We start from the raw sequence: 26716 nt of genomic DNA on the forward strand, positions 1-26716 counted from the left end.
ATGGCTCGTTTCTTCATTGATCGCCCCATCTTCGCCTGGGTCATTGCCATTTGCATCATGTTCGCCGGCGGGTTGTCCATCAGCCAGCTGCCACTTGAGCAATACCCCAATATCGCGCCACCGACGGTAAAGATCTCGGCCACCTACACTGGCGCATCGGCCAAGACCGTCGAAGACTCGGTTACCCAGGTCATCGAGCAGCAGATGAAGGGGCTGGACCGGCTGACTTATATGTCCGCCTCCAGCAGCTCTGCGGGCAGTGCGAGCATCAACCTGACCTTCGCCGCAGGCACCGACCCTGATGTGGCGCAGATGCAGGTGCAGAACAAGCTGCAGCAGGCTGAATCACGTTTGCCGCAAAGCGTGCAGAGCGAAGGTTTGACGGTGACCAAGGGCAATTCCGATTTTCTGATGCTGGTTGCCCTGGCATCCGATAACGAAAGTGTCACGGGTACGCAGATAGGTGATTACATTTCCAGCACGCTGCTCGACCAACTCAGCCGTATAGATGGCGTTGGCGACGTGCAGACCCTGGGTTCGGGTTACGCCATGCGTATCTGGCTGGACCCGGCCAGGCTGGAAAAGTACGCACTGATGCCCTCCGACATCAGCTCGGCGCTGGAGGCGCAGAACACCGAAGTCTCGGCAGGCCAGTTGGGCGACTTGCCTGCGGTGACCGGCCAGCAACTGAACGCGACCATCAGCGCCCGCAGCAAGCTGCAGACGCCTGAGCAATTCGAAAACGTGGTCGTCAAATCTTCCAGTGACGGCGCTGTCGTGCTCCTGCGCGATGTGGCGCGGGTGGAACTGGGCAGCGAGAGCTACGACATCAATTCGGCGCTCAATGGCAGGCCTGCGGCGGCAATGGGCATTCAACTGGCGTCAGGCGCAAACGCGCTGAGCGTTGGCGAAGCGATCAAGGCCAAACTCAAGGAGCTGGAACCTTTCTACCCCACGCAGATGCAACTGAAGACAGTGATTGCCTATGACACGACACCGTTCGTGAGCCTGTCGATCAAAGAAGTGGTGAAGTCTCTGGGTGAGGCGATCGTACTGGTGGTGCTGATCATGTTTCTGTTCATGCAGAACCTGCGCGCCACGCTGATTCCGGCGATTACTGTGCCGGTGGTGCTGCTGGGCACCTTCGGCGTCCTGGCGCTGTTCGGTTATTCGATCAATACCCTGACCATGTTTTGCCATGGTCCTGGCCATCGGCCTGCTGGTCGACGATGCGATTGTGGTGGTGGAAAACGTCGAGCGGGTCATGAGCGAAGAGCACCTGAGCCCGCTGGAGGCGACCCGCAAATCAATGGATGAGATTACCAGCGCGCTGATCGGCATTGCTCTGGTGCTGAGTGCCGTATTCATACCGATGGCCTTTTTCAGCGGCTCCACCGGGATCATCTACCGGCAGTTCTCGGTAACCATTGTTTCGGCAATGCTGCTTTCGGTACTGGTGGCGATGACCCTGACACCGGCGTTGTGCGCGACGATGCTCAAAGCCTCGGACGCTCAGTTGCATGCACAACGGGGCGGCTTTTTCGGCTGGTTCAACCGTTCCTTCGACCGCAGCGCCGACCGTTACCAGCGAGGCGTAAGCGGTGTGATCAACCATCGCGGGCGGGCTCTGCTGGTGTACGTGCTGGTGCTGGTGGCCATGGCGGTGGGTTATGTCAGCCTGCCCACATCGTTTTTGCCGGATGAGGACCAGGGCGCGCTGATGGCGCAGATCCAGCTGCCGGTAGGCGCTACCGACAGCCGTACGCAGGCGGTTATGAGGCAGTTCGAGACCTACATGCTCAAGCAGCCGGAGGTCGAGGCACTGATCAGTATCTCCGGGCTGGGGATGGGCGGTAACAGCCAGAACACTGCCAGGGCGTTCATCAAGCTCAAGGACTGGAGCGAGCGTTCCGGCAAGGGGCAGGGCGCAGCGCAGGTGGCTCAGCGGGCAACGCTGGCGCTGGCAAGCATTGGCGACGCCAGCGTGTTTGTCATGCAACCGCCTGCGGTGCGCGGGCTGGGGCAGAGTTCGGGGTTTGATGTGCAGCTCAAGGACCTTGGCGGCGTGGGGCATGAGGCGCTGGTCGCGGCACGCGAGCAGTTTATCGAGCTGGCGAAGAACGACCCGAGCTTGCTGGGCGTACGCAGCAACGGCCTGGACGACACCCCACAGTTAAAAGTGACCATCGATGACCGCAAGGCCGGTGCGCTGAGTCTGTCTACCAGCGACATCAATTCGACCCTGTCCACTGCGCTGGGTGGCAGCTACATCAATGACTTCCTCAACCAGGGGCGAGTGAAGAAAGTCTACGTGCAGGGCGAGGCTGCTTCGCGCATGCAATCAGCCGATCTGAACCACTGGTTCGTGCGCAACAGCAATGACGAAATGGTCCCGTTCTCGTCGTTTGCCCGCAGTAGCTGGAGCTATGGCTCGCCCTTGCTGGAACGCTACAACGGCAATTCGTCGCTTGAAGTGGTGGGTGATCCTGCGCCGGGTGTCAGCTCGGGCACGGCAATGGATGCCGTTGAAACGATCATCAAGCAGCTTCCCGAAGGCATTGGTTACGAGTGGACCGGACAGTCCTATCAACTGCGTTTGTCCGGCTCTCAGGCACCCATGCTCTACGCGGTTTCAGTGCTGCTTGTGTTCCTCTGCCTGGCGGCCTTGTATGAAAGCTGGTCAGTACCGTTTTCGGTCATGCTCGTGGTGCCTCTGGGCGTTGTCGGCGCGGTTCTGGCGACACGGCTCAGCGGTTTGAGCAATGACGTGTACTTTCAGGTCGGGCTGTTGACCACCGTGGGCCTGGCGGCAAAGAACGCGATTCTGATCGTCGAGTTCGCCAAGCATCTTCAGGAACAGGGAAAAAGCCTGCGTGAAGCCACCCTCATTGCTGCCCGGCAACGCCTGCGCCCGATTCTTATGACCTCGCTGGCGTTCATGTTCGGTGTACTGCCGTTGGCCCTCAGCACCGGCGCAGGCTCGGCTGGGCGCAATGCAATCGGCACTGGCGTGCTGGGCGGTATGTTCAGCGCCACCGTGCTGGGTATTTTCCTGGTGCCGCTGTTCTTCGTCGAAGTCCGTCGCCGCTTCAGTCGTTCTGCAGGCAATGCTCCGGTTGCCCAATCCACATCTACAGGTGAAGCATGATGCGTCTTTTCTGGCCCTCGCTGGCTTTCTCGGCGCTGCTCACGGGCTGCGTCAACCTGGCTCCGGATTATCAACGCCCCGAAGCGCCTGTATCGAGCCAATGGCTGCCGGCGACGGCGGGCCAACCTGTCGCGTCAGGCAGCGTGCCCACGGATATCGACTGGCAGAACTTTTTCACCGACAAGCGTTTGGTACGTCTGCAAACCCTGGCGTTGGTGAATAACCGGGATCTGCGCCTGGCCAGCCTGAATGTCGAGAAAGCCCAGGCTCAATACCGTATCGAGCGTGCAGCGAGCCTGCCGACCATTGATGCCAGCGGCAGCTGCACGCATACACGCACGCCGTCATCGACCTCAATGACCGGAAAGTCGTCGATCAGCCATGAGTACAGCGCGCAACTGGGCTTGAGCAGCTATGAACTGGATGTGTTCGGGCGTATCCAGAACCTTCAGGACGAAGCGCTCGAGGATTACCTGGCCTTGACCGAAACCCGGCGCAGCACGCAGATCAGCCTGATTGCCGAAGTCGCGACCGGCTGGCTCACCCTGGCTGCCGACAACCAGCTTTTGAAACTGGCTGAAGATACGCTGGCCAGCCAGCAGCAAAGCTACGACCTCACCAGGAGCAGCCATGCTCTGGGCGGCTCTTCCGGCCTGGAAGTGGCTCAGGCGCAAACCACGGTAGAGTCTGCAAGGGGCGATGTGGCGCAATATAAAAGCCAGATTCTTCAGGACCGCAACGCCCTGCGCCTGCTGGTGGGCAGCGATCTGCCGGAGGAGCTTCTGCCCACTGCCGACGTGCCATCCGTGGCGCAACTGGTGCAGGTGCCGGACGAACTGCCTTCCAGCCTGCTGCAACGTCGTCCGGATGTGCTGAGCGCCGAACACAGCCTCAAAGCAGCGAACATCGACATTGGCGCAGCGCGTGCCGCGTTCTTCCCCAGCATCACCCTCACCGCCAATGCAGGCTCTGCCAGTACCAGCCTGTCAGGTCTGTTCACGTCCGGGAGCGGCTCATGGAGCTTTGCGCCGAGCATCAGCGTGCCGATTTTCGATGGCGGGTCCAATCGGGCCACGCTTGACTCGGCCAAGGTGGAAAACCAGATTCAGATCCAGACCTATCAGCAGACGATTCAGACTGCGTTCAAAGAAGTGGCCGATGCACTGGCAGTGCGCAGCACGCTGGACGAGCGGGTGGCTGCACAACAGGCCTATACCGATGCCAGTCGCAAGAGCTACGAACTGGCCGATGCCCTGTATCGCGGCGGGTCGCAGAGTTATCTGGAGGCACTTGAGTCCCAGCGCTCGCTGTACAGTGCCGAGCAGGAGCTGATTTCCCTTCGCCTTACCGAGCAGAGCAACCGGGTAACGCTCTACAAGGTCATGGGCGGCGGATGGAATCCGGGGTGACTTTTTCTACTAGCCTTTGAATAATTGCCTCGCTTAAACGTTTTACCCTTACCTGCAGTGCGGTCATTTAGGTGCTCGCACTGTGGTTTTGATCCTTCATGAACAGGAGTTCTCATGAAACCCTCCCAGCCGAAGTACGTCCGCGCTCTGTCGCTGCTGGTCACTTCACTTATCATTCAGACGCCAGCCCAGGCTCGTACGCCGTCCTCTGCAACTGCCGACAACATTGCCCGGCTTGCGGTGGTCAAGCCGGTCAGCGCGTGCTCTGCGCTGACCGGCGTGGACCTCAACGATATCGGCGGGCAGGGCAGTCGTGTGCTATCGGCCAGTGAATCAATGCGCAACGATGTAGCAGTGTGTGCCGTGGAAGGCCGATTGGCACCGCAGATAAACTTCAGGCTTGAACTGCCTACCGGCACTTGGGCACAACGCTACCTGCAAGTCGGCTGCGGTGGGCTGTGTGGCAACATCAACTCGACCGTACGCGCCGCTGATGGCTGTAAGCCGCTTGATACCGGTGCATTTGCAGTAGCCTCCACCGACATGGGGCATCAGGCGGCAGATAACCATTTTGGCGACGACCCGCAGAAACGCGCCGATTTCGCTCACCGTGGCGTGCACCTCACCGCGCTGGCGTCGAAGAAACTGATCACTGCGTTTTATGGCCGCAAAGCCGAATACGCCTACTTCAGTGGCTGCTCGGACGGCGGCCGCGAGGCCCTGATCGAGGCCCAGCGTTACCCGGACGATTTCGACGGCATCATCGCCGGGGCTCCTGCGCTCAACTTTCAGGTACAGAAAACGCTGTACCACGGCTGGATGGCCCGCTCCAACCGAGGGGCAGACGGCAAGCCGATTCTGCTCGCGTCCAGACTGCCACTGCTGCACAAGGCCGTACTCGCCCAATGTGATGTGCTGGACGGGCAAATCGATGGCCTTGTATCCGACCCACGCATCTGCCACTTCGACCCTGCCGTACTGCAATGCAAGACAGCAGCCGACACTGCCAATTGCCTGAGCGCAGAAGAAGTGGCTGCTGTCAGACGTTTTTACGAGGGGTCGAAAGACCTTGTCAGTGGCGAACATTTGACCTTGGGCGGGCCGCAGCCTGGCTCGGAACTGGCCTGGGCGGGCGTATTCGTACCGGTCAGCGCCGATCAGCCCGTCTACAGCGAAACGTCTGCACTGGAGGCCATTCGCAATGTGGTGTTCGAAAAGAACCCGAGCGCGGATTTCGATCTGAACGCACTGAACTTCGACAAGAAAACCTTTGATCAACTACGCCCGCTGCATGCGCTATACGATGCCACCAACCCGGACCTGTCACCATTCGCCAGCCGCGGCGGCAAGCTGATTCTCTGGCACGGCTGGGCCGACCCGAACATCTCGCCGCTCAACACCCTGGCGTACCACGAGGCGGTCGAAGCACAGATGGGCAAGACACGCACCGAGGCGTTCTCACGGCTATATATGTTGCCCGGTGTTTATCACTGCGGCGGCGGGGAAGGGCCAAGCCTGGTTGATCTGCTGACGCCCGATCATGGCCTGGGTTGAAAAAAGCCAGGCACCGGATGCGATTGTCGCCCGACAGGCAGGCCCCGAGAAGGCTGGTAACCGGCAGAGACCGCTGCCAAAAGCCCTGCCAGCATCGATGGTCAATGAAAACGTCGGTAATCGCGGACGTACCCGCAAGGTCTTTCCGTACCCGTTCATGGCCGAGTACGACCACAAGGGCTATTCGAAAAACGCGAACAGCTACCAGCGCGCCCAGCCATTGACCACGGAAAAAACACCGCACTGGATGGGGGCAGGCTTCTTCAAACCGTATGCGCCTCTGGAGCGTCAGGTTGATTAGCTGTTACACCTGCGCACAGTGAGCGAATTATTTTCTCCTCGTTCTTGACATGACATGCGAAGCAGTACAGAATTGCGTCCATTCCTGAGCGAGGAATTGAAAAAAACCCTTTAGATTCAATGTGTTGGAAGCCAAAGAAATACCGGTTTCCCGCGAAATGAAAATACGTTTGATGTTTAAGTGAAGCATCTTTCGTTTGAGGCCGAGTAGCAAAATGGTTATGCAGCGGATTGCAAATCCGCCTACGCCGGTTCGATTCCGACCTCGGCCTCCACTATTCAAAGCCCCGCAGATTAACGTCTGCGGGGTTTTTTATTGGGCGCGATGAAAGTGATGGGGTCCGAAAGCCGAGCTCAGCCGCTATTTAAAGCGGCTTGCGTTGATATAGCCGTATTGGTTTTGCTGATAAATCGTGTAAGGCAGGAGCAATGTATCTACGATGCCTGATAAGCCCATGTCCAGTAAAACCCACTCGGGAGCATTGGTCTTCTGATAAGCGCTACTCTGTTTGGGTTCTGCGTTCAGTTCACAGAAATCGAGCATAACTCCGCTGTAAACGCGCGGAATGGAGGAGCAATTTGATTTCCAGTCAGTGAGCTTTTCACCTGCGACGGAATCGGGCCTGAACGTTGTGTTGATTGTTCCGCATCCCGTCAAAGCAAGCGTGAGCAATAGAAGGCACTGAATTTTCAGATGAGGCACACACGACTCTTTTTGCGTTACGAAACCTGGCTTCATGACTACGTTCCTTGTGTTTTCAATGCAATTGGGACGGCAGAGCTAGCGCGCGAGGCACATGCCCGTCGGTGTTGCATGATCGCCGTGGGTGTTCAATGGATGGTTGTTTCGCCGGGAATTGATCTGTCACATGCAGCACGATTATTGCTTGCCATGCCCAACCAGCCTGTCAGGCATAGCCGAGGTAAACCCGATGAGCAAACCCCTTGTCCGATGGCCGATCAACCCGCGCAGAACGGCGGTCATTGTTGTAGACATGCAAAAAGTCTTTTGTGAGCCCACTGGAGCGTTGTACGTAAAAAGTACGGCGGATATCGTCCAGCCGATCCAGAAGCTGCTGCAGGCTGCACGAGCTGCTCAGATGACGGTGGTTTATCTGCGCCATATCGTGCGCGGCGATGGTTCGGACACCGGGCGCATGCGCGATTTGTACCCGAATGTGGACCAGATACTGGCACGGCATGATCCGGCCGTTGAGGTTATCGAAGCGCTCGCGCCCCAGTCGGATGATGTGATTGTCGACAAGCTGTTCTACAGCGGCTTTCATAACACTGATCTGGACACGGTGCTGCGCGCGCGGGATGTCGATACGATCATTGTCTGCGGTACGGTCACCAACGTGTGTTGTGAAACCACGATCAGGGACGGCGTGCACCGGGAATACAAGGTTATCGCCCTGAGTGACGCCAATGCTGCAATGGACTACCCGGATGTCGGTTTTGGTGCAGTTTCAGCCGCAGACGTTCAGCGTATATCGCTGACAACTATTGCCTATGAGTTCGGAGAGGTCACCACGACCGCCGAGGTCATCCGGCGTATTGAAAGTGCGTATCCGCAAGGGAGATAAATGTGCGCAGTTCTGGGCCGTTTTTCATCTGTGCGCATTCAAACCATGCGTTCCGTTTCAGACCGTTTGATCTGGCTTGAACGGTCGATACGGCTAACTGTTTGTATGAATTGTGAATTCTTGCAGTGGCATGCTTTCTGCTCTCGTCTCGCTGACCTTCACCCTTGCCGGTGAAACTTTCCCGCACCGTGTCAGCGAGAGGAAGCAGCCGTATGACTCTGCACTATGTGCCCATTATCAACCTGGCCCCTTATTTTTCAGGAGAACCGGACGGCAAGGCAGCCGTGGCGCAGGCAGTCAATCAAGCGTGTAAGGACATTGGCTTTCTGGTAATCACCGAGCACCAGATTCCCAAAGAACTTATTGATAAGGTCTCCGGTTTGCCCCGCCAGTTCTTTGATTTGCCGCTGGCGGAAAAACGCAAGGTTGATCGTCCCAGCCCGGAGATGGTGCGTGGGTACAGCGCGATAGCCGAGGAGAGCCTTTCATATTCTCTGGAAGAAAGTGCGCCGGGAGATCTGAAGGAATCCTTCTCCATCGGGCCAAGCAACGTGCCGAATGAAGACTATTACCACAACGCCGAAGCAGGTTCGCATTTCGCGCCGAATGTCTGGCCTGCTGAAGCGTTGTTGCCTGGGTTCAAAGAGGCGTATCAAGCTTATTTCGAGGCGATGAGTGAACTGGCGCAATCGTTGATGCGCCTGTTTGCCCTGGCATTGGAGCTGGACGAGTGCTTTTTTGATGACAGAATCGACCGGCATATCAGTATGTTCCGCAGCCTGAGTTACCCGGACATCAAGACCGAAGTCGAAGCCGGCCAGTTGCGCGCCAGTGCGCATACCGACTACGGCAGCCTGACCATCGTACGCCCTGATAATGCACTGGGCGGCTTGCAGGTACGTAATCAGCAAGGCGAATGGGTCGATGTGCCCTATGTCGAGAACGGTTTTGTGGTCAACATCGGCGACCTGATGATGCAGTGGACCAACGACCAGTGGATTTCCACCCTGCACCGCGTGGTCAACCCGCCCATTAGCAGTGAGCAGGACAACCGTCGGCAGTCACTGGTGTTCTTCCATCAACCCAACTACGACACCTTGATCGAGTGCCTGCCCGGTTGCCTGCCGCCTGGCACCACGCCACGGCACGCGCCGGTGACTTCGGGCGATCACTTGCTGGCCAAGTTCGTCAAACAGACGACCTTCGGCGGCAGCAAGGTAGCCTGATATGAGCACACTTTCATACGTCAACGTGTTCGCGCAGGACATCATCGGTTTAAGCGGTTTTTACTCGAAGCTGTTCGGCTTCAGTGAAATCGAGGCCATCAGGTCGCCTATTTTTCGTGGGCTGGATACAGGCAAATCCTGCATCGGTTTCAATGCACTCGATGCCTACGAATTGTTGGGGCTGGATGAGTTTACTGGTAGCACCGGTTGCCGGTTTCTCCTCAACATTGATGTCGATGAGCAATCCGAGGTGGACAGGTTGGTGCCTCAAGCAGTGGCGCTGGGTGCGCGATTGATCAAGGCGCCGTATCTGACGTATTACCATTGGTATCAGGCGGTTTTGCTGGACCCCGAGGGGAATATATTTCGGATTAACTTCATGCTTTAAGTGCTGCGGGCACGTACAACAACGGTGGCGGGTTGGGTAGTTCACCAGCCCTCACGTTTCAGGTTTTCACAGAAAAATCTACTGGCTGTATTGCTAGCTATACGGCCCATGGAAGCAGGTCTTCAATTGTGCGACAGGCAAGGCATGCCTGATTCAAGAATTGGGGATATGGAAATGAGTGAATCTGATAGTAAGCAACCCAGACACGGCAGGGTTATCGAGCCTGCATCGCGGGGCTCGTATGCCATGGATCAGGGCATGGTACTGGAGTGGCATCTGCACGGAATAGAAAGCGGCAAAAACTTCCCTGATAAATTAGAAGGCCCTGCACACGATTTTCCTCGCAGAGACGAGTATCCAGATGGCGATGTTGATAGTGCTGCCCCGCCAGTAGATGGACTGATAATGAGTGCAGGCTGGATTGATGAGCGCGACTGTTTGAATTACACCGATACAGAGCTCACTGAGGCACTGAAAAAGAAGGGCATCCTTAACACTGAAGGCTGGCCTCGCCTGAGCGTGAAAAGTGGGAGTACGTTTGACGTAACCTGGAGGTATGAAGCGACTCATGTGACGCGTGGTTATCGTTGGTTCATTACCAAAGATGGATGGGACGAGAGCACCCGATTGACGCGCAATCACTTTCAAGAGTGAATCGCCCCGGATTCTCTAGACACCTTGCAAGCTCATTGCGTAACGTTTTTCAAACTCTACCGGTGACAGCTGATTGTTGAAACCATGGCGGCGTTTTGGGTTGTAGAACATCTCGATGTAATCGAACACATCACTACGAGCATCTTGCCGTGAGGTGTAGATTTTCCGCTTGATTCGTTCCCGTTTCAGAAGCTGGAAAAAGCTCTCAGCCACGGCGTTGTCATGACAATTGCCTCGGCGGCTCATGCTGGCAACCAAATTGTTTGCCTTCAAAAAACTGCGCCAATCGGAGCTGCTGTACTGGCTGCCCTGGTCGGAGTGAACCATCACCTCTTGTTTCGGTTTTCGCCTCCAAACCGCCATCAATAACGCATCAATGGCCAAATCACTGGTCATCTGCGACTTCATTGACCAGCCAACGACCTGACGAGAAAACAGATCCAGTACCACCGCCAAATACAGCCAGCCTTCATACGTACGAATGTAGGTGATGTCGGTGACCCAAACCTTGTTGGGTTCCACGACATCGAACTCGCGCTTCAGTAAATTGGGTGAGGCGACCGCTGGCTTACCGCCGTACTTTCCAGGGCGACGTCGATACCCTGTCTGAGAGCGCAGACCTTCAAGACGCATCAACCTCGCCACACGATGCCGACCACAATCTTCACCGACCTCGCGCAGGTCGTCATGGATTTTGCGATAGCCATAAACTCCGCCGCTCTCCAGCCACGAGTGCTTGATCAAACCCAGCAATCGCTGGTCGTCTTTAGCGCGTGCAGATTGCGGCTCAGACAACCAAGCGTAATAACCACTGGGATGGACTTTCAGCGTCAGGCAAAGCCGTCGAATGGAGTAGTCGCCCGCGCGCTGCTTGATAAAGGCGTACTTCAGCCGCACTCCTTGGCAAAGTACGCGGCGGCCTTTTTTAAGATGTCTCGCTCTTCAGTGACCCGCTTGAGTTCCGCTCGCAGACGACGCAGTTCAGCGTGCTGATCATCGTCTTGCTGCCGTTCTGCCTGAGGTTTGCTGTAGCGCTTTATCCAGGCATAGAGGCTATGCGTCGACACGCCAAGACGCGCCGCCACATCAGCGACAGGCAGCTTCTTTTCGGTCACTTGATTGACCGCTTGGATTTTGAATTCTTCGGGATAACGTGGGTTGCTCATGGCACCTCCTGATTGGCCTCAGTTTAAGGCATGGAGGTGTCTACGAAACCCGGGGCGATTCACTCCGAGCCATTTCATCAAGTGCTATACCGCTTATTTTGGGCATGGTCCTTCCCGAGAGACACGACTGGAATTTTGAGGGACGAAGTTCCGGTAATGTCCGTGCGATGACTAAACGGCAGCGCAATGGCCCTGTGAAAATAACCCGGAGTCACCTGAGACCGAGGCGTGGGCTCATCCCGACGTACCCCCTGAAAACAATTTGACATATGTCATTTGTGATCACATATTAGCCCCATAAGAACGCCAATATGAGTCACTCCCCATGACAGATCGCCCTATCCTCCTGCCCGCCATGCGCCAGGTTTCCCGCGATACCCTCCAGGACCAGGTTTATCGACAGATCCGTGAAGCGCTGATGAGCGGGCGCTTTCAGCCGGGTCAGAAGCTGACCATCCGTGGTCTTGCCGAGGCGCTGGGCTCCAGCCCGATGCCGGTGCGCGAGGCATTGAATCGTCTCAGTGCAGAGAACGCCTTCGAAGTCACCGAAACCGCTCGTCTGCGCGTGCCCATGATGACCCCTGAGCGGCTGCGCGAAATTCGTGATGCCAGAGTTGCGCTGGAAGGTCTGTTGGCCGAGAAGACGGTCATTCTGATCAATGACGCCGATCTTGCAGACATCAGCCAGCTCTGCGAGCAGATGCAGAAGGCTGCAGACAGCGTTAATGTGGCCCTTTACCTGTGGACCAACTTTGCCTTTCACCGACGCATTTATGCGGTCGCCAAGGCTGAGTTGATCGTTGCGGCAGTGGAGAATTTCTGGCTGCACATAGGTCCGTGTTTCGCACTGGTCGCACCTGACAGGGCGCACCTTCAGCGTTCGATGGAAGCACACAACCGTATCGTCGAGGCGCTGGCGGCGCGTGATGGGGCGGCCGCTCGCGCAGCGGTCACCGACGACATCATGCAGGCGGCTGATTCTCTGACGCGCCTGATCGCAAAGAGCGACCGCTCCAGGTCGCGTGTCTCGGGAGTGAAAAAAGCATGAGTGTTCTCAATCGGCTGGTTCCCTACACAGGGCTGCGCGTGCTGATTTCCGGTGGTGCCGCCGGGATCGGTGAGGTGTTGGCTGCGGCTTATATGGAAGCCGGGGCAAAGGTGCATGTGTGTGATGTCAGCGAGGCGGCCATTGCGGCATTCCTTGATCGCCATCCAGGCTGCGTTGCCACCCGCGCAGACGTTGCTGACCCGGTGCAGATCGAAGCGGTGTTCAGGGTGCAGCGCGAACAGTTCGGCGGTCTTGATGTGCTGATCAATAACGCCGGGATCGCCGGCCCTACGGCAGGCATTGATGTCATTAGCGAAGAGGAGTGGCAGCGCACCATCGACATCAATCTCACTGGGCAATACCGTTTTGCTCATCACGCGGTGCCGCTGCTCAAGGCGTCGCCCAACGCTCATCTGATCCATATCGCGTCTGTCGCCGGTCGTCTGGGATACGCCTGGCGTACACCGTACGCGGCGACCAAGTGGGCGATTGTCGGCCTGATGAAATCTCTGGCGTCCGAGTTGGGTGAGAGCGACATCCGCGTCAATGCTTTGCTGCCCGGCATCGTCGAAGGCCCGCGTATGGACGGTGTGATTCGTGCCCGTGCTCAACAGATGAATGTGCCTGAGGAGGAGATGCGCGAGGAGTACCTGAAAAAGATTTCGCTCAAGCGCATGGTCACCGCCGAGGACGTTGCCGCGATGGCGCTTTTCTTGTGCTCGCCCGCCGCACGCAATGTCTCGGGTCAGGCCATCAGTGTGGATGGCAACGTCGAATACCTCTGAGTATAAGGCTCGACAGGACCGGACAGCGTCCGAGTCTAAGAACAAGAACGGAGAATGCTCATGCCCAAGAAACGTCCGATCATTATTACCTGTGCCGTCACGGGGGCCATTCATACGCCCTCGATGTCGCCTCATTTACCAATCACACCGCAGGAAATCGCCGATGCAGCCGTGGGTGCCGCCGAGGCGGGCGCCTCAATCGTCCACTTGCATGCCCGCGACCCGCATGACGGAAGGCCCAGCCAGGATGTCGATCTGTTTCGGCAATTTCTGCCGCACATCAAGGCCAGGAGCGACGTGGTGATCAATATCACCACCGGCGGCGCGCCGACCATGGGCGTGGAAGAGCGTTTGCAGCCTGTGGCGCAACTCAAGCCGGAACTCGCCTCGTTGAACATGGGATCAATGAACTTCGGGCTGTACGAAATGCTCGATCGCTACAGCGAATTCAAGCACGACTGGGAACGGCCGTACCTGGCCGAGAGTGATGACCGGATCTTCCGTAACACCTTCCGCGACATCGCGCACATCCTCAATACCTGTGCCGAGAACCGCACGCGCTTTGAAATCGAATGCTATGACATCGGCCATCTGTATACCGCCGCGCATTTTCTGCAGCGCGGGCTGCTCAAGGCGCCGATTTTCATTCAGTCGGTGTTTGGTTTGCGCGGAGGTATAGGCGGGCATCCCGAAGACCTGGCGCACATGCGTCGCACGGCCGACCGTCTGTTTGGCGACGCTTACCAATGGTCGATTCTGGGTGCCGGTCGCAATCAGATTCCGCTGGGCACCATGGGCCTGTCAATGGGCAGTCATGTGCGGGTCGGTCTTGAAGATTCGCTGTGGGACGGACCGGGCAAGCTGGCGGTGTCCAATGCCGATCAGGTCAAGCGTATTCGCACGGTGATCGAAGCGCTGGGCGGGCAGGTGGCGACGCCTGATGAAGCCCGTGAAATGCTTGATCTGAAGGGGCAGGACAAGGTTAATTTCTAGTCTCGCAAAACGTGTCATCTCAATAACAACAAGACAGAGGTGAAAAATGCGTATCGAAATCGTTGTCGACGTGAAGACCACGCTGGGCGAAGGCCCGGTCTGGGATGTCGAGCAACAGCGTCTGTACTGGATCGACAGTTTCGACGGTCGTGTTCTGCGCTGTACGGATGACGGGCGCGAGTTGCGAGCTTGGGATGTCGGCCAGAAAATCGGTTCCATGGCCCTGCGCAGGAATGGCGACGCGGCGCTCGTTGCGTTGCAGACGGGTATTTACAACCTTGATCTGCCGAGCGGTGATATCGAGCTGATAGTCGACCCCGAACCGGGGCTGCCCGACAATCGGCTCAACGATGGCAAAGTGGATCGGCACGGCCGGTTCATCGTGGGTTCGATGGACACTCGGGAGGATCAGGCCAGCGCGAAGCTGTATCGCCTCGACCCGGACCTGAGCCTGCACACGCTGGATGAGGGCATTATCGTGTCCAACGGCCCTTGCTGGAGCCCGGGCGGTGAAACCTTTTATTTCGCCGATACCTGGTCCGGGGATATCTGGGCCTATGACTACGACAACACCAGCGGCGCGGTCGCCAACAGACGAACCTTTGCCAAGGTCGACACCTCAGCAGGAGGCGCGGCGGATGGCTGCACCGTCGATGCCGAAGGTTGCCTGTGGCAAGCGCTGGTCTACGCCGGAAAACTGGTGCGCTACACCCCGGACGGGCAGGTGGATCGCATCATTGACATGCCCGTGAAGAAAGTGACGAGCCTGACCTTCGGCGGACCGAACCTGGACACGCTGTATGTCACCTCCATGGCCAGGCCGCCGTTGCCACGCTTTCCGGAAGATGGCCAGCAACGCGGTGCCTTGTTTGCGATCACCGGGCTGGGCGTGCAAGGCATCGCTGAACGGCGCTTTGCCAGTTAATCCGTCAACAGACTCAACCTGAACGTTAAGGACGACTGACCCTTTCTCGCTTGGGCGTGCCTGGCACGCCTGGAGAGTTCCCATGCCAAATAACAAGAATGCATCGCTGGGCAAGATTCACCGGTTTTCGTGGGTGTCGTTGTTGGTCTGCTGGATGATCTGGATTCTGAATGCCTATGACCGCGAGATTGTATTGCGCCTGGGGCCGACGATCTCCAAGCATTTTGACTTGTCTGCTGACCAGTGGGGTACGGTGGCCACCGTCGTCATGCTGGCTTTGGCCGTTCTCGATATTCCAGGCTCCATCTGGAGTGATCGTTACGGCGGTGGCTGGAAGCGGGCACGCTTTCAGGTCCCATTGGTACTGGGCTACACCGCATTGTCCTTTCTCTCAGGCTTCAAGGCGTTGAGTGGCAGCCTTGCGAGTTTCATCGCCTTGCGCGTGGGAGTGAACCTGGGGGCTGGCTGGGGCGAACCGGTCGGGGTCAGTAATACGGCTGAATGGTGGCCGGTGGAGCGCCGCGGTTTTGCTCTGGGCGCACACCACACCGGTTACCCCATCGGCGCGATGCTCAGTGGCATTGTCGCCAGCTTCGTGATCAGCACCTTCGGTGAGGAAAACTGGCGTTATGTATTCTTCTTCGCCTTCGTGGTGGCTCTGCCGCTGATGATCTTCTGGGCGCGCTACTCGACGGCCGAGCGCATCACCAAACTGTATGTGGACATTGCCGCCAAAGGCATGACCCCGCCGGACAGCACGCCGTCGACCAACGTCAAAGGCCAGGTCTGGAAGTCAGTGAAGGCCACGCTGAGTAACCGAAACATCGCGCTGACAGCCGGTAACACCATGCTCACGCAGGTGGTGTACATGGGGGTGAATATTGTCCTGCCAGCCTATCTGTACAACATCCTCAACCTGTCGTTGGCCGAATCGGCAGGAATGAGCGTCGTATTCACGCTGACGGGTATCCTCGGGCAACTGATCTGGCCTTCGTTGTCGGACATCATTGGTCGGCGCATAACCCTGATTATTTGCGGCCTATGGATGGCGGTCAGCGTTGGTGCCTTTTACTTCGCCAACACCATCCTGATCGTCATCGCCGTGCAACTGCTTTTCGGCCTGGTCGCCAATGCCGTCTGGCCCATCTACTACGCGGTTGCGTCCGATTCTGCACAACCCTCTGCAACGTCGACCGCCAACGGCATCATCACCACAGCGATGTTCATCGGCGGCGGTATTGCACCGGTACTCATGGGCACACTGATTTCCATGGGCGGCGGCTGGACCAGCCTCAGTGGCTATACCGTGTGCTTTTTCGTGATGGCGGGCTGCGCGCTGGGCGGGGCGTTTCTACAACTGTTTTCTCATCGGCCGGAAGTGTTGGCGGTGCAGCGCGGAGTGTGAGGCTGGCGCCGACTTTTCATACAGAACCCAAGACGCAGGCCAGGGAAAAAGATGTTTAAAGGTCTGCCTATTACTGCTCCGCAGGATGTGTGTAGGGCTAACACGTGTAGCCCTACAATAATATGCAGGAGAAGGGGGGATTTTGGCTCAACCCGCCAGCCCCCGCGCAGTCACCAAATCCGTAATCAACACATCCAGATACCCCCCCAACAACGCTCCTCTGATCGCCTGCACCTTCCTCACCCCCCCAGCCAACCCCAGCACGCGATTGATCGACCGCAGCTTCGGCAAGCCGATCGACACCACAAACTCTTCATCCTCTTCCAGCACCGGTTTGCCCTGGGCATCAAAATACCGCAGGCAGATATCACCCACCGCACCCCGTTCAGCGAGCACGCGCAGCATGTCTTCGGTGTAGTAGTTACCGCTGTTGCGCAGCAGTTGTGACGGTTCGAGTTCGCCAATACCCACGATGGCGAGGGTGATGCTGTCGAAGCGCTGGAGGACCTCTTTGACTTCTTCCATTTCGACGATGCGCTGTTTGCTTTCTACCGATTGCTCGATGCTCTGCGACGGCAGCAGGAACGCGGGGCAGTTGAGCAGGGTGGCCAAGCGCTGGGTGAGCAGGGTGGCTTCAAAGGCACCTTTGTTGCCGACGCCACCGAGCAGTTGCACGACTTCCTGGGCACTTTGTTTGCCCGGTTGGGGGTGCATGTGGCTGACCATCGCGCGGATAGTGCTGCTCCAGGAGGAGATACCGATGTGGTCCTGAGTGCTAAGGCTGGTTTCCAGGTAATGCGCGGCGGCCGAGCCGATGGCTTGTTTGATGCTTTCTTCGTTGTCCGGTTCGGTGGCTTCGACGACGATTACCTGACGTATGCCGTACAGGGACTGCAAGCGGCTTTCCAGCTCCAGATGCAGGCCTTGCGGGCGCATGACGGTGATTTTCACCACGCCTTCCTGCAACGCACGGCGCAGGGCGCGGCTGATGAAGGATTGGGACAGGTCGAGGCGGGTGGAAATCTCGGACTGTTTGAGTCCTTCTTCATAATAGAGGCTGGCGATCTTGCTCATCAGCCGTTGTTCTTCGATCTGGCTCATGCAGGCCCCAAAAAATGATAGCGATATCCAAAGTGGCGGCGAGGATACCAAACTGGCAGCGGGTCGTGCCTGCCACAGCGGTCAGGACATAATCAGCCCGCCGTCGATATTGATCGCCTGACCGGTCAGGTAGGCGGCGTCATCCGAGGCCAGGAATGCGACCAGCCCGGCGACGTCCGAGGGTTTGCCGGCGCGACGCATAGGGATGTTGCGGACCCACTCGGCCATCAGTTCGCCCTTGGCATAGCGCTTTTCTTCGGTGCCGAGGATTTCGCCCCACACGCGGTCGTTGTAGTCCCACATTTCGCTTTCGATGATGCCTGGGCAGAAGGCGTTCACCGTAATGTTGTGCCGCGCCAGTTCCAGCGCCAGGCTTTGGGTGATGCCGATCACGCCCATTTTGCTCGCGGCGTAATGTGGAGTGTAGATGAAGCCCTGACGGCCCTGGCCTGAGGATGTGTTGATCAACCGCCCGCTGCCTTGTTTGACCATGTAGCGGGCGGCTTCCCGGCAGCCGAGCCAGACGCCGGTTGTATTGACCTGCAGGACCTTGTCGAAGTCTGCGCGGGGCATGCTTTCGCAATGGTCGATGGTGATGATGCCGGCGTTTTGCACCGACACATCGATGCTGCCGAAGCGCTCGTGTGCGGTCTGGTAGAGGCGCTGTATGTCGGCCTCATCGGTAACGTCGATGCCCAGCGCCAAGCTGTTGACCGAATATTCGCTGGCCAGTTGTTCAGAGGTGAACGTCACTCGCTCAAGGTCGTTGGAGGCGAGCACCAGATTGGCACCTTCCTGAGCGAAACGCTCGGCAATGCCTGCGCCGATGCCTCGGCATGCGCCGGTGATAACCACGGTTTTACCGCTAAAACGTTGATACATGAGTGTGCTCCAGTGATGGGCAGGGCGGGCTCACCAGCAGACAAAGCCGCCGTCCACCAGCAGGTCGACGCCGGTACAGAACGATGAAGCCTGACTGACCAGAAAGACAGCCGGGCCGACCATTTCGTCCACGCTGGCCATGCGTCCCATAGGCGTGGTCTGTTCGAATATCTTCACTTGCTCGGCCACTTCCGGCCGTGAATTCATGGGCGTGGCGGTGTAGCCGGGGCTGATGCAGTTGACCCGTAAACCCTTGTCCGCCCATTCCATCGCCAGGCTTTTGCTGAGGTGAATGACGCCCGCTTTCGAGGCGTTGTAGTGGGCTTGCAGCAACCCACGATTGACGATACTGCCGGACATCGAGGCGATATTGACGATGGCGCCTTTTCCGCGCGGCAGCATGACCGCCGCCTGGGCCTGGCAACTGAGAAAGATGCCGGTGAGGTTGATGTCCAGCATGGTTTGCCAGCGTTGCAGTTCCAGGTCTTCGGCGGCCTGTGCGTTGGCGATCCCGGCACAGTTGACGGCCACGTTGAGCGCGCCCAGTTCAGTCTCAGTTCGCGCGATGGCTGCATCCAGCGTCGCGCGGTCGGTGACAGTACCTTGCAGGGCAAGCGCGCGTCGGCCCAGTGCGTTGATGCGTTCTACGGTCTCGCCGATGCCCGCGCTGCCTGGCAAGTCAAAGCACGCCACGTCAGCACCGGCCTCGGCAAGGCCGACTGCAATGGCCTGGCCAATGCCGCTGCCGGCTCCAGTCACAAAGGCCACCTGGCCATCCAGACGAAAAAGTTGCATGTCGTTCTCCACGTAATCAGGTTGTTTGCTCTCAGGCGGTGGCCATTTCCATGACTGACACCGGTGTCGCTTCGCCACGTTCAAGGATGCCCATCTGCCGGCCACGGCTCATGACCATGACCCGGTGTGACAAACCCAGCACTTCGTCGAGGTCGGAACTGACCACGATCACGGCCATGCCGGTTGCCGCCAGCTCGGCGATCACCTCGTAGATCGCCGCCCGCGCACCAACGTCGATGCCTCGGGTCGGCTCGTCGAGAATGAACACCTTGGGGTTGCGGGCCAGCCATTTGGCAATGATGACTTTCTGCTGATTGCCGCCGGACAGGCTGTCGATTCGCTGCTCGGGCGCGCCTTTTACGCCGAGGCGCGAAATGGCGTTTCGGGCAAACGCGTGCAGGCTTTTTGGCGATACCCAGTTGCCGCTGTGCAACAGATCGGTGTTGCCGTAGACCAGGTTGTCTTCGATACGGTGCTCGACCACCACGCCTTGTTGCTTGCGGTCTTCAGGCACTAGCACCACGCCCGCCTGAATCGCTTGCGAGGGTGAGTGCAGTTGAACGGTTTCGCCATCCAGTTGCATGTGCCCCTGAATATCCCGGGCTGCGCCCGCAATCACCCGAATCAGTTCGGTTCTGCCCGCGCCAACCACTCCGGCGATGCCGAACACTTCACCGGCGCGTACGCTGAAGTCGATGCCATGCAAGGCGAACTCGCGGCAGGCGAGGTCCTTGACCTGCAGCATCACTCTGTCCTGCGGCGCTTGCAGGACGGGGAAGATACGTTCCAGGCTGCGCCCGACCATTTGTTCGACCAGTTCGCGCACCGACACCTGCGCGGTGGCGTGGAGCGCAATCTGGCGGCCATCGCGCAGTACCAGAATACGGTCGGCGATTCGTGCGATTTCTTCCAGACGATGGCTGATATAGATGAACGACACGCCTTCAGCCTTGAGGCGCTCGACCTGTTGAAACAGCAGCTCGGTTTCTTCACCGCCAAGAGCGGCGGTGGGCTCGTCGAGAATCAGCAGGCGTGCGTTCAGGGTCAGGGCTTTGGCGATCTCGACCAGTTGCTGTGCAGCGACGCTTAAACCCTCGACCTTGCGCGAAGCTGACACGTCGAGGCCGAGGCGTTCCAACTGCTTCTGTGCCTGCGCTTGCATGTAGTCCCGGTCGACCTTGCCGTGGCGCATGGGCAGCCGCCCGACAAAGATGTTTTCGGCAATCGACAACTGCGCCAGCAGGCGAATCTCCTGATGAATCAGGCCGATGCCAGCGCCCAGCGCCGCGCCCGGAGAGGCTGGCGCGTAATCCTCGCCGAGCCAGCTCATGGAGCCTCCCGCTTCAGGCTGCACGAGGCCCGCGATAATCGACGACAAGGTCGATTTGCCTGCGCCGTTTTCACCGAGCAGGGCGAGCACTTCACCTGGCCGCACGTCGACATTGATCTGTGAAAGCACCTGCACCGGGCCGTAAGTCTTGCCAATGTTACGCAGGCACAGCACTGCTGCAGGTGTGACCTCAGGGTTGTGGAGCGTCGGGTTATCCAGAGCAGCTTGCATGGCGGACTCCGTGGCTCAAGGGTGCTGTTGCAGGAAAGGCGCGACGTTGTCTTTGGTGGTCAGCACGGTTTCCAGCAGTTGTTCCTTGGGCACGGCTTTGCCAGCCTTGAGGTCAAGTGCGGAGGCAACGGCCATGCGCCCCATCTTTTGCGTCTGCTGGGTCATGGTCGCTTGCAGCACGCCGCTTGCCACCGCCTTGAGGCCTGCCACGTCGCCGTCAAAACCGACTATGACCACCGGTTGCCCGAGGTTGGCGACTTTTACCGCCTGTGCAGCACCGAGGGCCATCGCGTCAGCGCGACCGAAAAAGACGCTGATGTTCGGGTCACGCTGCAACAGGTCCTGAGCGACTGCAAAGCCTTTGTCCTGCGCCCATTCGGCAGGCTGCTCGGCAACGACCTTGAGGCCGGGAAAGCCTTTCAAACCTTCCTGGAAACCTTTCGCCCGGTCGTTTTCCGGGGTTGTGCCCAACTGCCCTTGAAGGATGGCGATGCGGCCTTTGCCGCCAGTCACCTTGCCAACGTATTCGGCAAGCGTGCGTGCACCCGCCACGCTGTCGCTGGCAATAAATGTGTCGCCGGGCGCGTCAGGCGCATTGCGGTCCACAGCGATTACCGGAATCCCGGCAGCCTTGGCGGCCCTGACTGGCACGCCCGCGGCAGTGGCACCTGCGGGAATGTAGATCAACGCATCAATCTGGCGGGTGATCAGGTCCTCGATCTGGCTGACCTGAGTCGATGAGTTGCCCTGCGCATCGACGGTAATGATCTTCACCCCGCGGGCTTTGCCTTCGGCTTCGACCGACTGTTTGATCTGGTTGAAGAAGTCAGCCTGCAGATTGGCTACGGCCAGGCCGATGGTCAGCTCTTTGGCCCAGGTCGAGCCTGCTGTGGTGAGTGTGGCGGCGGCCAGGGCCGTGGCGAGGAGCAGTTTTTTGGTCATGAACATGGCGGTGACTCCTGATTTTATTGTTGGGGATGTCAACATCGGTCAAGCACAAAACGACAACGCTTAATGAGCACTGTTGGAGCGACGACGCAAGGTATCGATGGTCACAGCGAGGGCAATGACCACGCCGATAACGACCTGTTGAATGAAGGGCGAAACGCCAAGCAGATTGAGGCCGTTGCGCAGCACGCCGATGATCAATACACCGACCAGCGTGCCACCGACGCTGCCGACACCGCCGCTGAGACTGGCACCGCCGATAACCACTGCGGCAATGGCGTCCAGTTCCAGCGTCAGCCCGGCGCTGGGTTGCGAGGAGTCGAGGCGGGCGGCCATCGTCACAGCGGCGATGCCGGCAAGCGCGCCGCTGATGGCGTACACCCATAAAGTGATGGCTCGCACCTTGATCCCTGAAAGCCTCGCTACTTCAGGGCTGCCGCCAATGGCGTAAAGGTTGCGCCCACCGGCCCGAAAACGCAGGAATACCCAGGCCACGCCCAGCATGACCAGAAACAGCCCGACTGTGGCCGACAGAAAGCCGAAATGGCGCACGGTGGCCAGGCTGGTGAACCACTCCGGGTAACCGACGATCTGCCGGCCTTCGGTAAGAATATTTGCCAGGCCTCGGGCGACCGACATCATCGTCAGCGTGGCGATAAAGGCGGGCAGTCTGGCGTAGGTAATCAGCAAGCCGGACACCAGCCCGGCGAGCATGCCGGTCGCTATGGCTATCGGGATCGCCAGGCCCAGCGCCAGGCCCTGGTCCTGATACAGCCAGCCCAGCATCATCATCGAAAACGCCAGCACCGAACCAACAGACAGGTCGATGCCGCCGATAACGATCACCGCCGTCATGCCGATGGCGAGAATGCCCAGCACTGTCACTTGGTCAAGGATGTTCAGACCGTTGCGCAGGGTGAAGAAGAATTCGGAGCTGAAGGAAAAGACCACCAGCAGCAGGGCCAGGCCAATCAATGGCCCACCGATGTTGTCAGGCAACAGCTTGAGCAACCACGCCCGGCCTGACGGTTTTGCGGCAGCCTGATGAGCAGGGGCTTTGGCGTCCATGGGGGTCTCCGGATTTATTGTTGTTGGAGTTTGTTCTGGCTGTCTGAATATATATGCATGCCTGACTGTTAATTCAGATTCCATCTCCGGCTGAGCAAAGTCAAGCGGTTTAATTTTCTTCAATCCTTGCGAATACACCTAAAACGTCCCTGTGAGCCTCAAGACAGAGCCTCGCGCAGCTGATTCAAATGTCGTCGGCAAAAAATGTAATCAACGTTTTTTGATTTTTCAGGTGCGCGCCTGCTTGACCTGTTGAGGGATCAACGTCTAAATATAAATATATTTTCAGCTGTGAATAAATATTCAAGTGCTTTTCAGAATAATGAATCACCGCGTGGCTAGCCCCGCAGGAGCCGCTCCATGAATGCCTTCCGCTACGATGCCCAGCAGATCAAAGAACAGGCACGCCTGATCAGGCGTAATGTCATCACCCTCAATGCCGGATCGCCTGCGGGAGGGCACACGGGGGCCGACCTTTCGGAAACCGACATTCTTGCAACCCTGTATTTCCGTATTCTCGATATCAGCCCCGAGCGCATCGAAGACCCGGCGCGCGATATCTACATCCAGAGCAAAGGCCATGGCGTCGGTGGTCTGTATTGCTGTCTGGCCCAGGCCGGTTATATCCCCGAAGCGTGGCTGCCCGAGTATCAGCATTTCAATTCGCGTCTGCCGGGCCACCCGGTGCGGCAGAAAACGCCGGGCATCGAGCTCAATACCGGTGCGTTGGGCCACGGTCTGCCGGTTGCGGTAGGCCTGGCGCTGGCGGCGAAGATGTCCGGGAGCACCAAACGAATCTACGTGCTGACCGGCGACGGCGAACTGGCGGAAGGCTCGAACTGGGAGGCGGCAATGGCAGCCGCCAAGTACGGCCTGGACAACCTGTTTGTGATCGTCGACAAGAACAAACTGCAACTGGCGGGCCTCACGGCAGAGATCATGCCGCTGGACCCGCTGGATGAGAAATGGGCGGCGTTTGGCTTCACGGTCAGCGAATGCGATGGCAACGATGTCGGGCAACTGGTGACGGCTCTGGAGCAGATGCAACTGCGCAAAGGCGCGCCTCAGGTGCTGATCGCCCACACCATCAAAGGCAAGGGCGTGTCGTTTATCGAAGGGCGATCCGAATGGCACCACCGGGTGCCGAAAGGTGATGAAGTCAGCGCAGCACTGGAGGAGTTGAATCATGTCGAGTGAGCATTTTGCCAGCGTGATGGTGGACGCGTTTATCGCGGCCGTCGACGAAGGTCTGGACCTGGTGCCAGTGGTCAGCGACTCGACGTCCACCGCCAAGATCGCCCCCTTCATGCAGCGTTTTCCGGAGCGGGTAATCAATGTCGGCATCGCTGAGCAGTCGCTGGTCAGTGTGGCGGCGGGCCTGGCGCTGGGGGGCAAGATCGCTGCCACCTGCAACGCTGCGCCGTTCCTGATTTCCAGGGCCTGCGAGCAGGTCAAGGTTGATGTCTGCTACAACCAGGCCAATGTGAAAATGTTCGGGCTCAATGCGGGCACCAGCTATGGGCCGCTGGCGAGTACCCACCATTGCCTGGACGACATCTCGGTCATGCGCGGCTTTGGCAACGTACAGATTTTCGCGCCGTCCGACCCGCTGGAGTGCCGGCAGATCATTTATTACGCCCTGCGTTATCACGGCCCGGTGTACATCCGCCTCGATGGCAAGCCGCTGCGTGAACTGCATGACCCCAGCTACCGCTTCGTACCCGGAAAAGTCGATATTCTGCGCCGTGGTTCAGACCTGACCATCGTCGCACTGGGTTCGGTGGTGCATGAGGCGGTAGACGCTGCGGCGCGGCTGGCGGAGCAGGGGCTCGACGCGCAGGTCATCAACCTTTCTTCGATTCGTCCACTGCAACGTGATGCGCTGCTCAACGCCTTGAGCGGCAGTCGCGGGGTGATTACTGTCGAAGAACATAACATTAATGGCGGGCTCGGCAGCCTGGTGGCTGAATTGCTCGCCGAGAACGCGCTGGGCATCACCCTGATTCGCCTGGGCATCGGTGACGGTGAGTACGCAGCAGCCGGTGCCCGTGAGCCGACGCGTGCCTTGCATGGCATTGATGCAGACGGCATTGTCGCGGCCGCTGCACGTTTGCGTTAGGGGCATTTCTGCATGTCGAGTAACCAGACCATGAATGAAAACTCTCCGCTGATTCTGGCCATCGATGAAGGCACCAGCAATGCCAAGGCCGTGCTGGTCAACGAACAGGGGCAAGTCGTCGCACGTGGTTCACGGCCCTTGAGCATCAGCCACCCGCAGGCCGGTTATTCGGAGCAGGACCCATTGCTGATCTGGCAAGCCACGCTTGAGGCCATCGCAGATTGCATGACTGGTCTGCAGCGCCCGATCAGCGCACTGGCCATCAGCAACCAGCGCGAGTCAGTGGTGGCGTGGGACCGGGCCAGCGGGGCACCCTTGTCGCCTTGCATCAGTTGGCAATGCCGTCGTTCGTTGCCGCTGTGCACCGAGCTGCATGCCCAAGGCCATGAAGCCATGATTCTGAGCAAAACCGGGCTGGCCCTCGACCCGATGTTTTCCGCTGGCAAAATGCGCTGGATTCTCGATCACCTGGACAATGGTCACGCTCGCGCAGCAGCAGGGGAAATCTGCCTGGGGACCATCGACAGCTGGTTGCTCTGGAAGCTCAGCGCAGGGCAAGCTTTCGCGACCGATTGCTCCAACGCGGCACGTACCCAGCTGTTCAACCTGCATACTCGCTGCTGGGATCCGCAATTGCTCGAGCTGTTCTCAATCCCTGCTGCTGCACTGGCCACGATTCAGCCCAGTGCTGGCCTGTTTGCTCATACCGTGGCGGTCGGCGGGCTGGACGCGGGTATTCCGATTCTGTCGATGATCGGCGATTCGCATGCTGCACTCTACGGGCAGGGCGGTTTTGCCCCCGGACTGGTCAAGGCGACCCTGGGCACCGGCTCTTCGCTGATGACGCCAATGGTCGGGCCTATCGCCTCCAGCCATGGTCTGTCGACGACAATGGCCTGGCATGATGGCGTAGCGTCGACTTATGCAATGGAGGGCAACATCGTACACACCGGCGCAGCGGTGCAATGGGCCGCGCGACTGATGGCCGGAGAATCCATAGATGCCCTGAGCGAACAGGCCACGCAATTGGCCGACAATGGCGGTGTCTACTTTGTTCCGGCGCTGTCCGGACTGGGCGCGCCACACTGGCAGGCTGACGCCCGCGGGCTGATCTGCGGCTTGACCGAAGGGGCTTCCGGCGCCCACATCATGCGCGCTGCGCTGGAGTCCATCGGTTATCAGATTCGCGATGTATTCGATGCGATGCAGGCTGACATCGGCACGCCGCTCAAAGAGCTTTGGGTGGATGGTGGGGCAACCCGCAATCGCTGGCTCATGCAGTTTCTGGCAGATCTGTTGCAACGCCCGGTGATCCGCAGCCTGTCGCCGGAGGTCTCGGCGCTGGGTGCCGCGCACCTGGCGGGCAAAGCCCTCGGCCTCTGGAATAACGCCGCCGACCTGCAAGCGCTGGAAAGACAGCGCGAACGCTTTGACCCCGTTCCCGGCAGGAATCTGCAGGGTTTGTATCTGGAATGGAAGGAAGCGCTGCGGCGGGTCGTATGTTAGAGCGATTAGTATGACTTTTCCCAACTAACGGTGCACATGCCTCACCGATAGTCTCCGCTCAACAAGGCGCAAAAGAGCCATTGCACCGCGCATGTCCAAACTTATAGAGAAGATAATAACGTTTTTCCAACGTCAATATTTTAGCGAAT

General features: G+C 58.5%; 21 protein-coding genes, 1 tRNA gene and 2 pseudogenes. 16 read left to right on the plus strand and 8 right to left on the minus strand.

Annotated features, from left to right (window positions below):
* The 4 genes and pseudogenes from LJU29_RS11845 (at nucleotide 1) to LJU29_RS11860 (ending at nucleotide 6686) form a co-directional block, all read left to right on the plus strand.
* Nucleotides 1–3148 (plus strand): annotated as a pseudogene (locus LJU29_RS11845) (efflux RND transporter permease subunit).
* The gene (locus LJU29_RS11850) at nucleotides 3148–4557 is read left to right on the plus strand and encodes an efflux transporter outer membrane subunit (protein ID WP_057424217.1); all 1410 of its coding nucleotides are present in this window, start codon (nucleotides 3148–3150) and stop codon (nucleotides 4555–4557) included. The pseudogene LJU29_RS11845 and the gene LJU29_RS11850 overlap by 1 nt, the downstream one beginning before the upstream one ends.
* Nucleotides 4558–4671: 114 nt before the next feature.
* Nucleotides 4672–6412: pseudogene (locus LJU29_RS11855) on the plus strand (tannase/feruloyl esterase family alpha/beta hydrolase).
* 200 nt (nucleotides 6413–6612) lie between these two features.
* Nucleotides 6613–6686: transfer RNA gene (locus LJU29_RS11860), tRNA-Cys, on the plus strand.
* Nucleotides 6687–6772: 86 nt separating this feature from the next.
* On the opposite strand, the gene LJU29_RS11865 is transcribed toward LJU29_RS11860, so the two are convergent.
* Complete coding sequence (locus LJU29_RS11865) at nucleotides 6773–7150, minus strand: YceK/YidQ family lipoprotein (protein ID WP_004665266.1); 378 nt, start codon at nucleotides 7148–7150, stop codon at nucleotides 6773–6775.
* A 193-nt stretch (nucleotides 7151–7343) separates the two neighbouring features.
* Between LJU29_RS11865 and LJU29_RS11870 the strand changes: the two genes are divergently transcribed.
* The 4 genes from LJU29_RS11870 to LJU29_RS11885 all read left to right on the plus strand — a co-directional run bounded on the left by LJU29_RS11870 (nucleotide 7344) and on the right by LJU29_RS11885 (nucleotide 10265).
* Nucleotides 7344–7997, plus strand: a complete 654-nt coding sequence (locus LJU29_RS11870; protein ID WP_257112425.1) for a cysteine hydrolase family protein — start codon at nucleotides 7344–7346, stop codon at nucleotides 7995–7997.
* Between the two features lie 212 nt (nucleotides 7998–8209).
* The gene (locus tag LJU29_RS11875; RefSeq protein ID WP_257112426.1) at nucleotides 8210–9223 is read left to right on the plus strand and encodes an isopenicillin N synthase family dioxygenase; all 1014 of its coding nucleotides are present in this window, start codon (nucleotides 8210–8212) and stop codon (nucleotides 9221–9223) included.
* A gap of 1 nt (nucleotide 9224) precedes the next feature.
* Nucleotides 9225–9611, plus strand: coding sequence for a VOC family protein (locus LJU29_RS11880; RefSeq protein WP_002553400.1), 387 nt, complete (start codon nucleotides 9225–9227; stop codon nucleotides 9609–9611).
* A gap of 174 nt (nucleotides 9612–9785) precedes the next feature.
* Entirely contained in the window at nucleotides 9786–10265 is a 480-nt protein-coding gene (locus tag LJU29_RS11885) for a lytic polysaccharide monooxygenase (protein WP_503366845.1), read from the plus strand.
* Between the two features lie 15 nt (nucleotides 10266–10280).
* Here LJU29_RS11885 and LJU29_RS11890 read toward each other — a convergent pair.
* Nucleotides 10281–11431 (minus strand): IS3-like element ISPsy29 family transposase gene (locus tag LJU29_RS11890; protein WP_086004489.1). Its coding sequence is split into 2 segments (ribosomal slippage): nucleotides 10281–11197 and nucleotides 11197–11431, totalling 1152 coding nucleotides; the frame shifts between segments, so codons are not numbered across the junction.
* A gap of 325 nt (nucleotides 11432–11756) precedes the next feature.
* On the opposite strand from LJU29_RS11890, the gene LJU29_RS11895 reads away from it, so the two are divergent.
* From LJU29_RS11895 to LJU29_RS11915, 5 genes are all read left to right on the plus strand, one after another.
* Nucleotides 11757–12479, plus strand: coding sequence for a GntR family transcriptional regulator (locus LJU29_RS11895; RefSeq protein WP_005753635.1), 723 nt, complete (start codon nucleotides 11757–11759; stop codon nucleotides 12477–12479).
* Nucleotides 12476–13264, plus strand: coding sequence for an SDR family oxidoreductase (locus tag LJU29_RS11900; RefSeq protein ID WP_005753637.1), 789 nt, complete (start codon nucleotides 12476–12478; stop codon nucleotides 13262–13264). The genes LJU29_RS11895 and LJU29_RS11900 overlap by 4 nt, the downstream gene beginning before the upstream one ends.
* Before the next feature lie 60 nt (nucleotides 13265–13324).
* Nucleotides 13325–14257, plus strand: coding sequence for a 3,5-dioxohexanoate:acetyl-CoA acetone transferase (gene kce / locus LJU29_RS11905; protein ID WP_122322628.1), 933 nt, complete (start codon nucleotides 13325–13327; stop codon nucleotides 14255–14257).
* Between the two features lie 46 nt (nucleotides 14258–14303).
* Nucleotides 14304–15182, plus strand: coding sequence for an SMP-30/gluconolactonase/LRE family protein (locus LJU29_RS11910; RefSeq protein ID WP_122322626.1), 879 nt, complete (start codon nucleotides 14304–14306; stop codon nucleotides 15180–15182).
* A gap of 82 nt (nucleotides 15183–15264) precedes the next feature.
* A complete protein-coding gene (locus LJU29_RS11915) occupies nucleotides 15265–16587 on the plus strand; it encodes an MFS transporter (protein WP_257112429.1) in 1323 nt (440 codons plus the stop codon).
* A gap of 147 nt (nucleotides 16588–16734) precedes the next feature.
* Here LJU29_RS11915 and LJU29_RS11920 read toward each other — a convergent pair whose 3' ends face one another.
* The 6 genes from LJU29_RS11920 to LJU29_RS11945 form a co-directional block, all read right to left on the minus strand.
* The gene (locus LJU29_RS11920; RefSeq protein WP_257112430.1) at nucleotides 16735–17688 is read right to left on the minus strand and encodes a sugar-binding transcriptional regulator; all 954 of its coding nucleotides are present in this window, start codon (nucleotides 17686–17688) and stop codon (nucleotides 16735–16737) included.
* 81 nt (nucleotides 17689–17769) lie between these two features.
* Nucleotides 17770–18570, minus strand: coding sequence for an SDR family oxidoreductase (locus tag LJU29_RS11925; protein WP_054995225.1), 801 nt, complete (start codon nucleotides 18568–18570; stop codon nucleotides 17770–17772).
* Between the two features lie 30 nt (nucleotides 18571–18600).
* Nucleotides 18601–19365 carry an SDR family oxidoreductase gene (locus LJU29_RS11930; protein WP_057422475.1) on the minus strand — a complete coding sequence of 255 codons (765 nt, stop codon included), beginning with the start codon at nucleotides 19363–19365 and terminating at the stop codon, nucleotides 18601–18603.
* 31 nt (nucleotides 19366–19396) lie between these two features.
* A complete protein-coding gene (locus LJU29_RS11935) occupies nucleotides 19397–20926 on the minus strand; it encodes a sugar ABC transporter ATP-binding protein (RefSeq protein ID WP_122322622.1) in 1530 nt (509 codons plus the stop codon).
* 15 nt (nucleotides 20927–20941) lie between these two features.
* Nucleotides 20942–21874: a sugar ABC transporter substrate-binding protein gene (locus LJU29_RS11940; protein ID WP_122322621.1), complete on the minus strand. Its 933-nt coding sequence runs from the start codon at nucleotides 21872–21874 to the stop codon at nucleotides 20942–20944.
* A gap of 63 nt (nucleotides 21875–21937) precedes the next feature.
* Nucleotides 21938–22942 (minus strand): ABC transporter permease, encoded by a 1005-nt coding sequence (locus tag LJU29_RS11945; protein ID WP_016981998.1) that lies wholly within the window; start codon nucleotides 22940–22942, stop codon nucleotides 21938–21940.
* 360 nt (nucleotides 22943–23302) lie between these two features.
* Between LJU29_RS11945 and LJU29_RS11950 the strand changes: the two genes are divergently transcribed.
* The 3 genes from LJU29_RS11950 to LJU29_RS11960 are packed head-to-tail and all read left to right on the plus strand — an operon-like array spanning nucleotide 23303 to nucleotide 26567.
* Nucleotides 23303–24139, plus strand: coding sequence for a transketolase (locus LJU29_RS11950; protein ID WP_005753658.1), 837 nt, complete (start codon nucleotides 23303–23305; stop codon nucleotides 24137–24139).
* Complete coding sequence (locus LJU29_RS11955; protein WP_122281687.1) at nucleotides 24129–25061, plus strand: transketolase family protein; 933 nt, start codon at nucleotides 24129–24131, stop codon at nucleotides 25059–25061. Before LJU29_RS11950 ends, LJU29_RS11955 begins: the two co-directional genes overlap by 11 nt.
* A gap of 30 nt (nucleotides 25062–25091) precedes the next feature.
* A complete protein-coding gene (locus tag LJU29_RS11960; protein ID WP_122322627.1) occupies nucleotides 25092–26567 on the plus strand; it encodes an FGGY family carbohydrate kinase in 1476 nt (491 codons plus the stop codon).
* Nucleotides 26568–26716: the final 149 nt, after the last annotated feature.

The organism is Pseudomonas ficuserectae, assembly GCF_024584585.1.
GTDB lineage: Bacteria > Pseudomonadota > Gammaproteobacteria > Pseudomonadales > Pseudomonadaceae > Aquipseudomonas > Aquipseudomonas amygdali.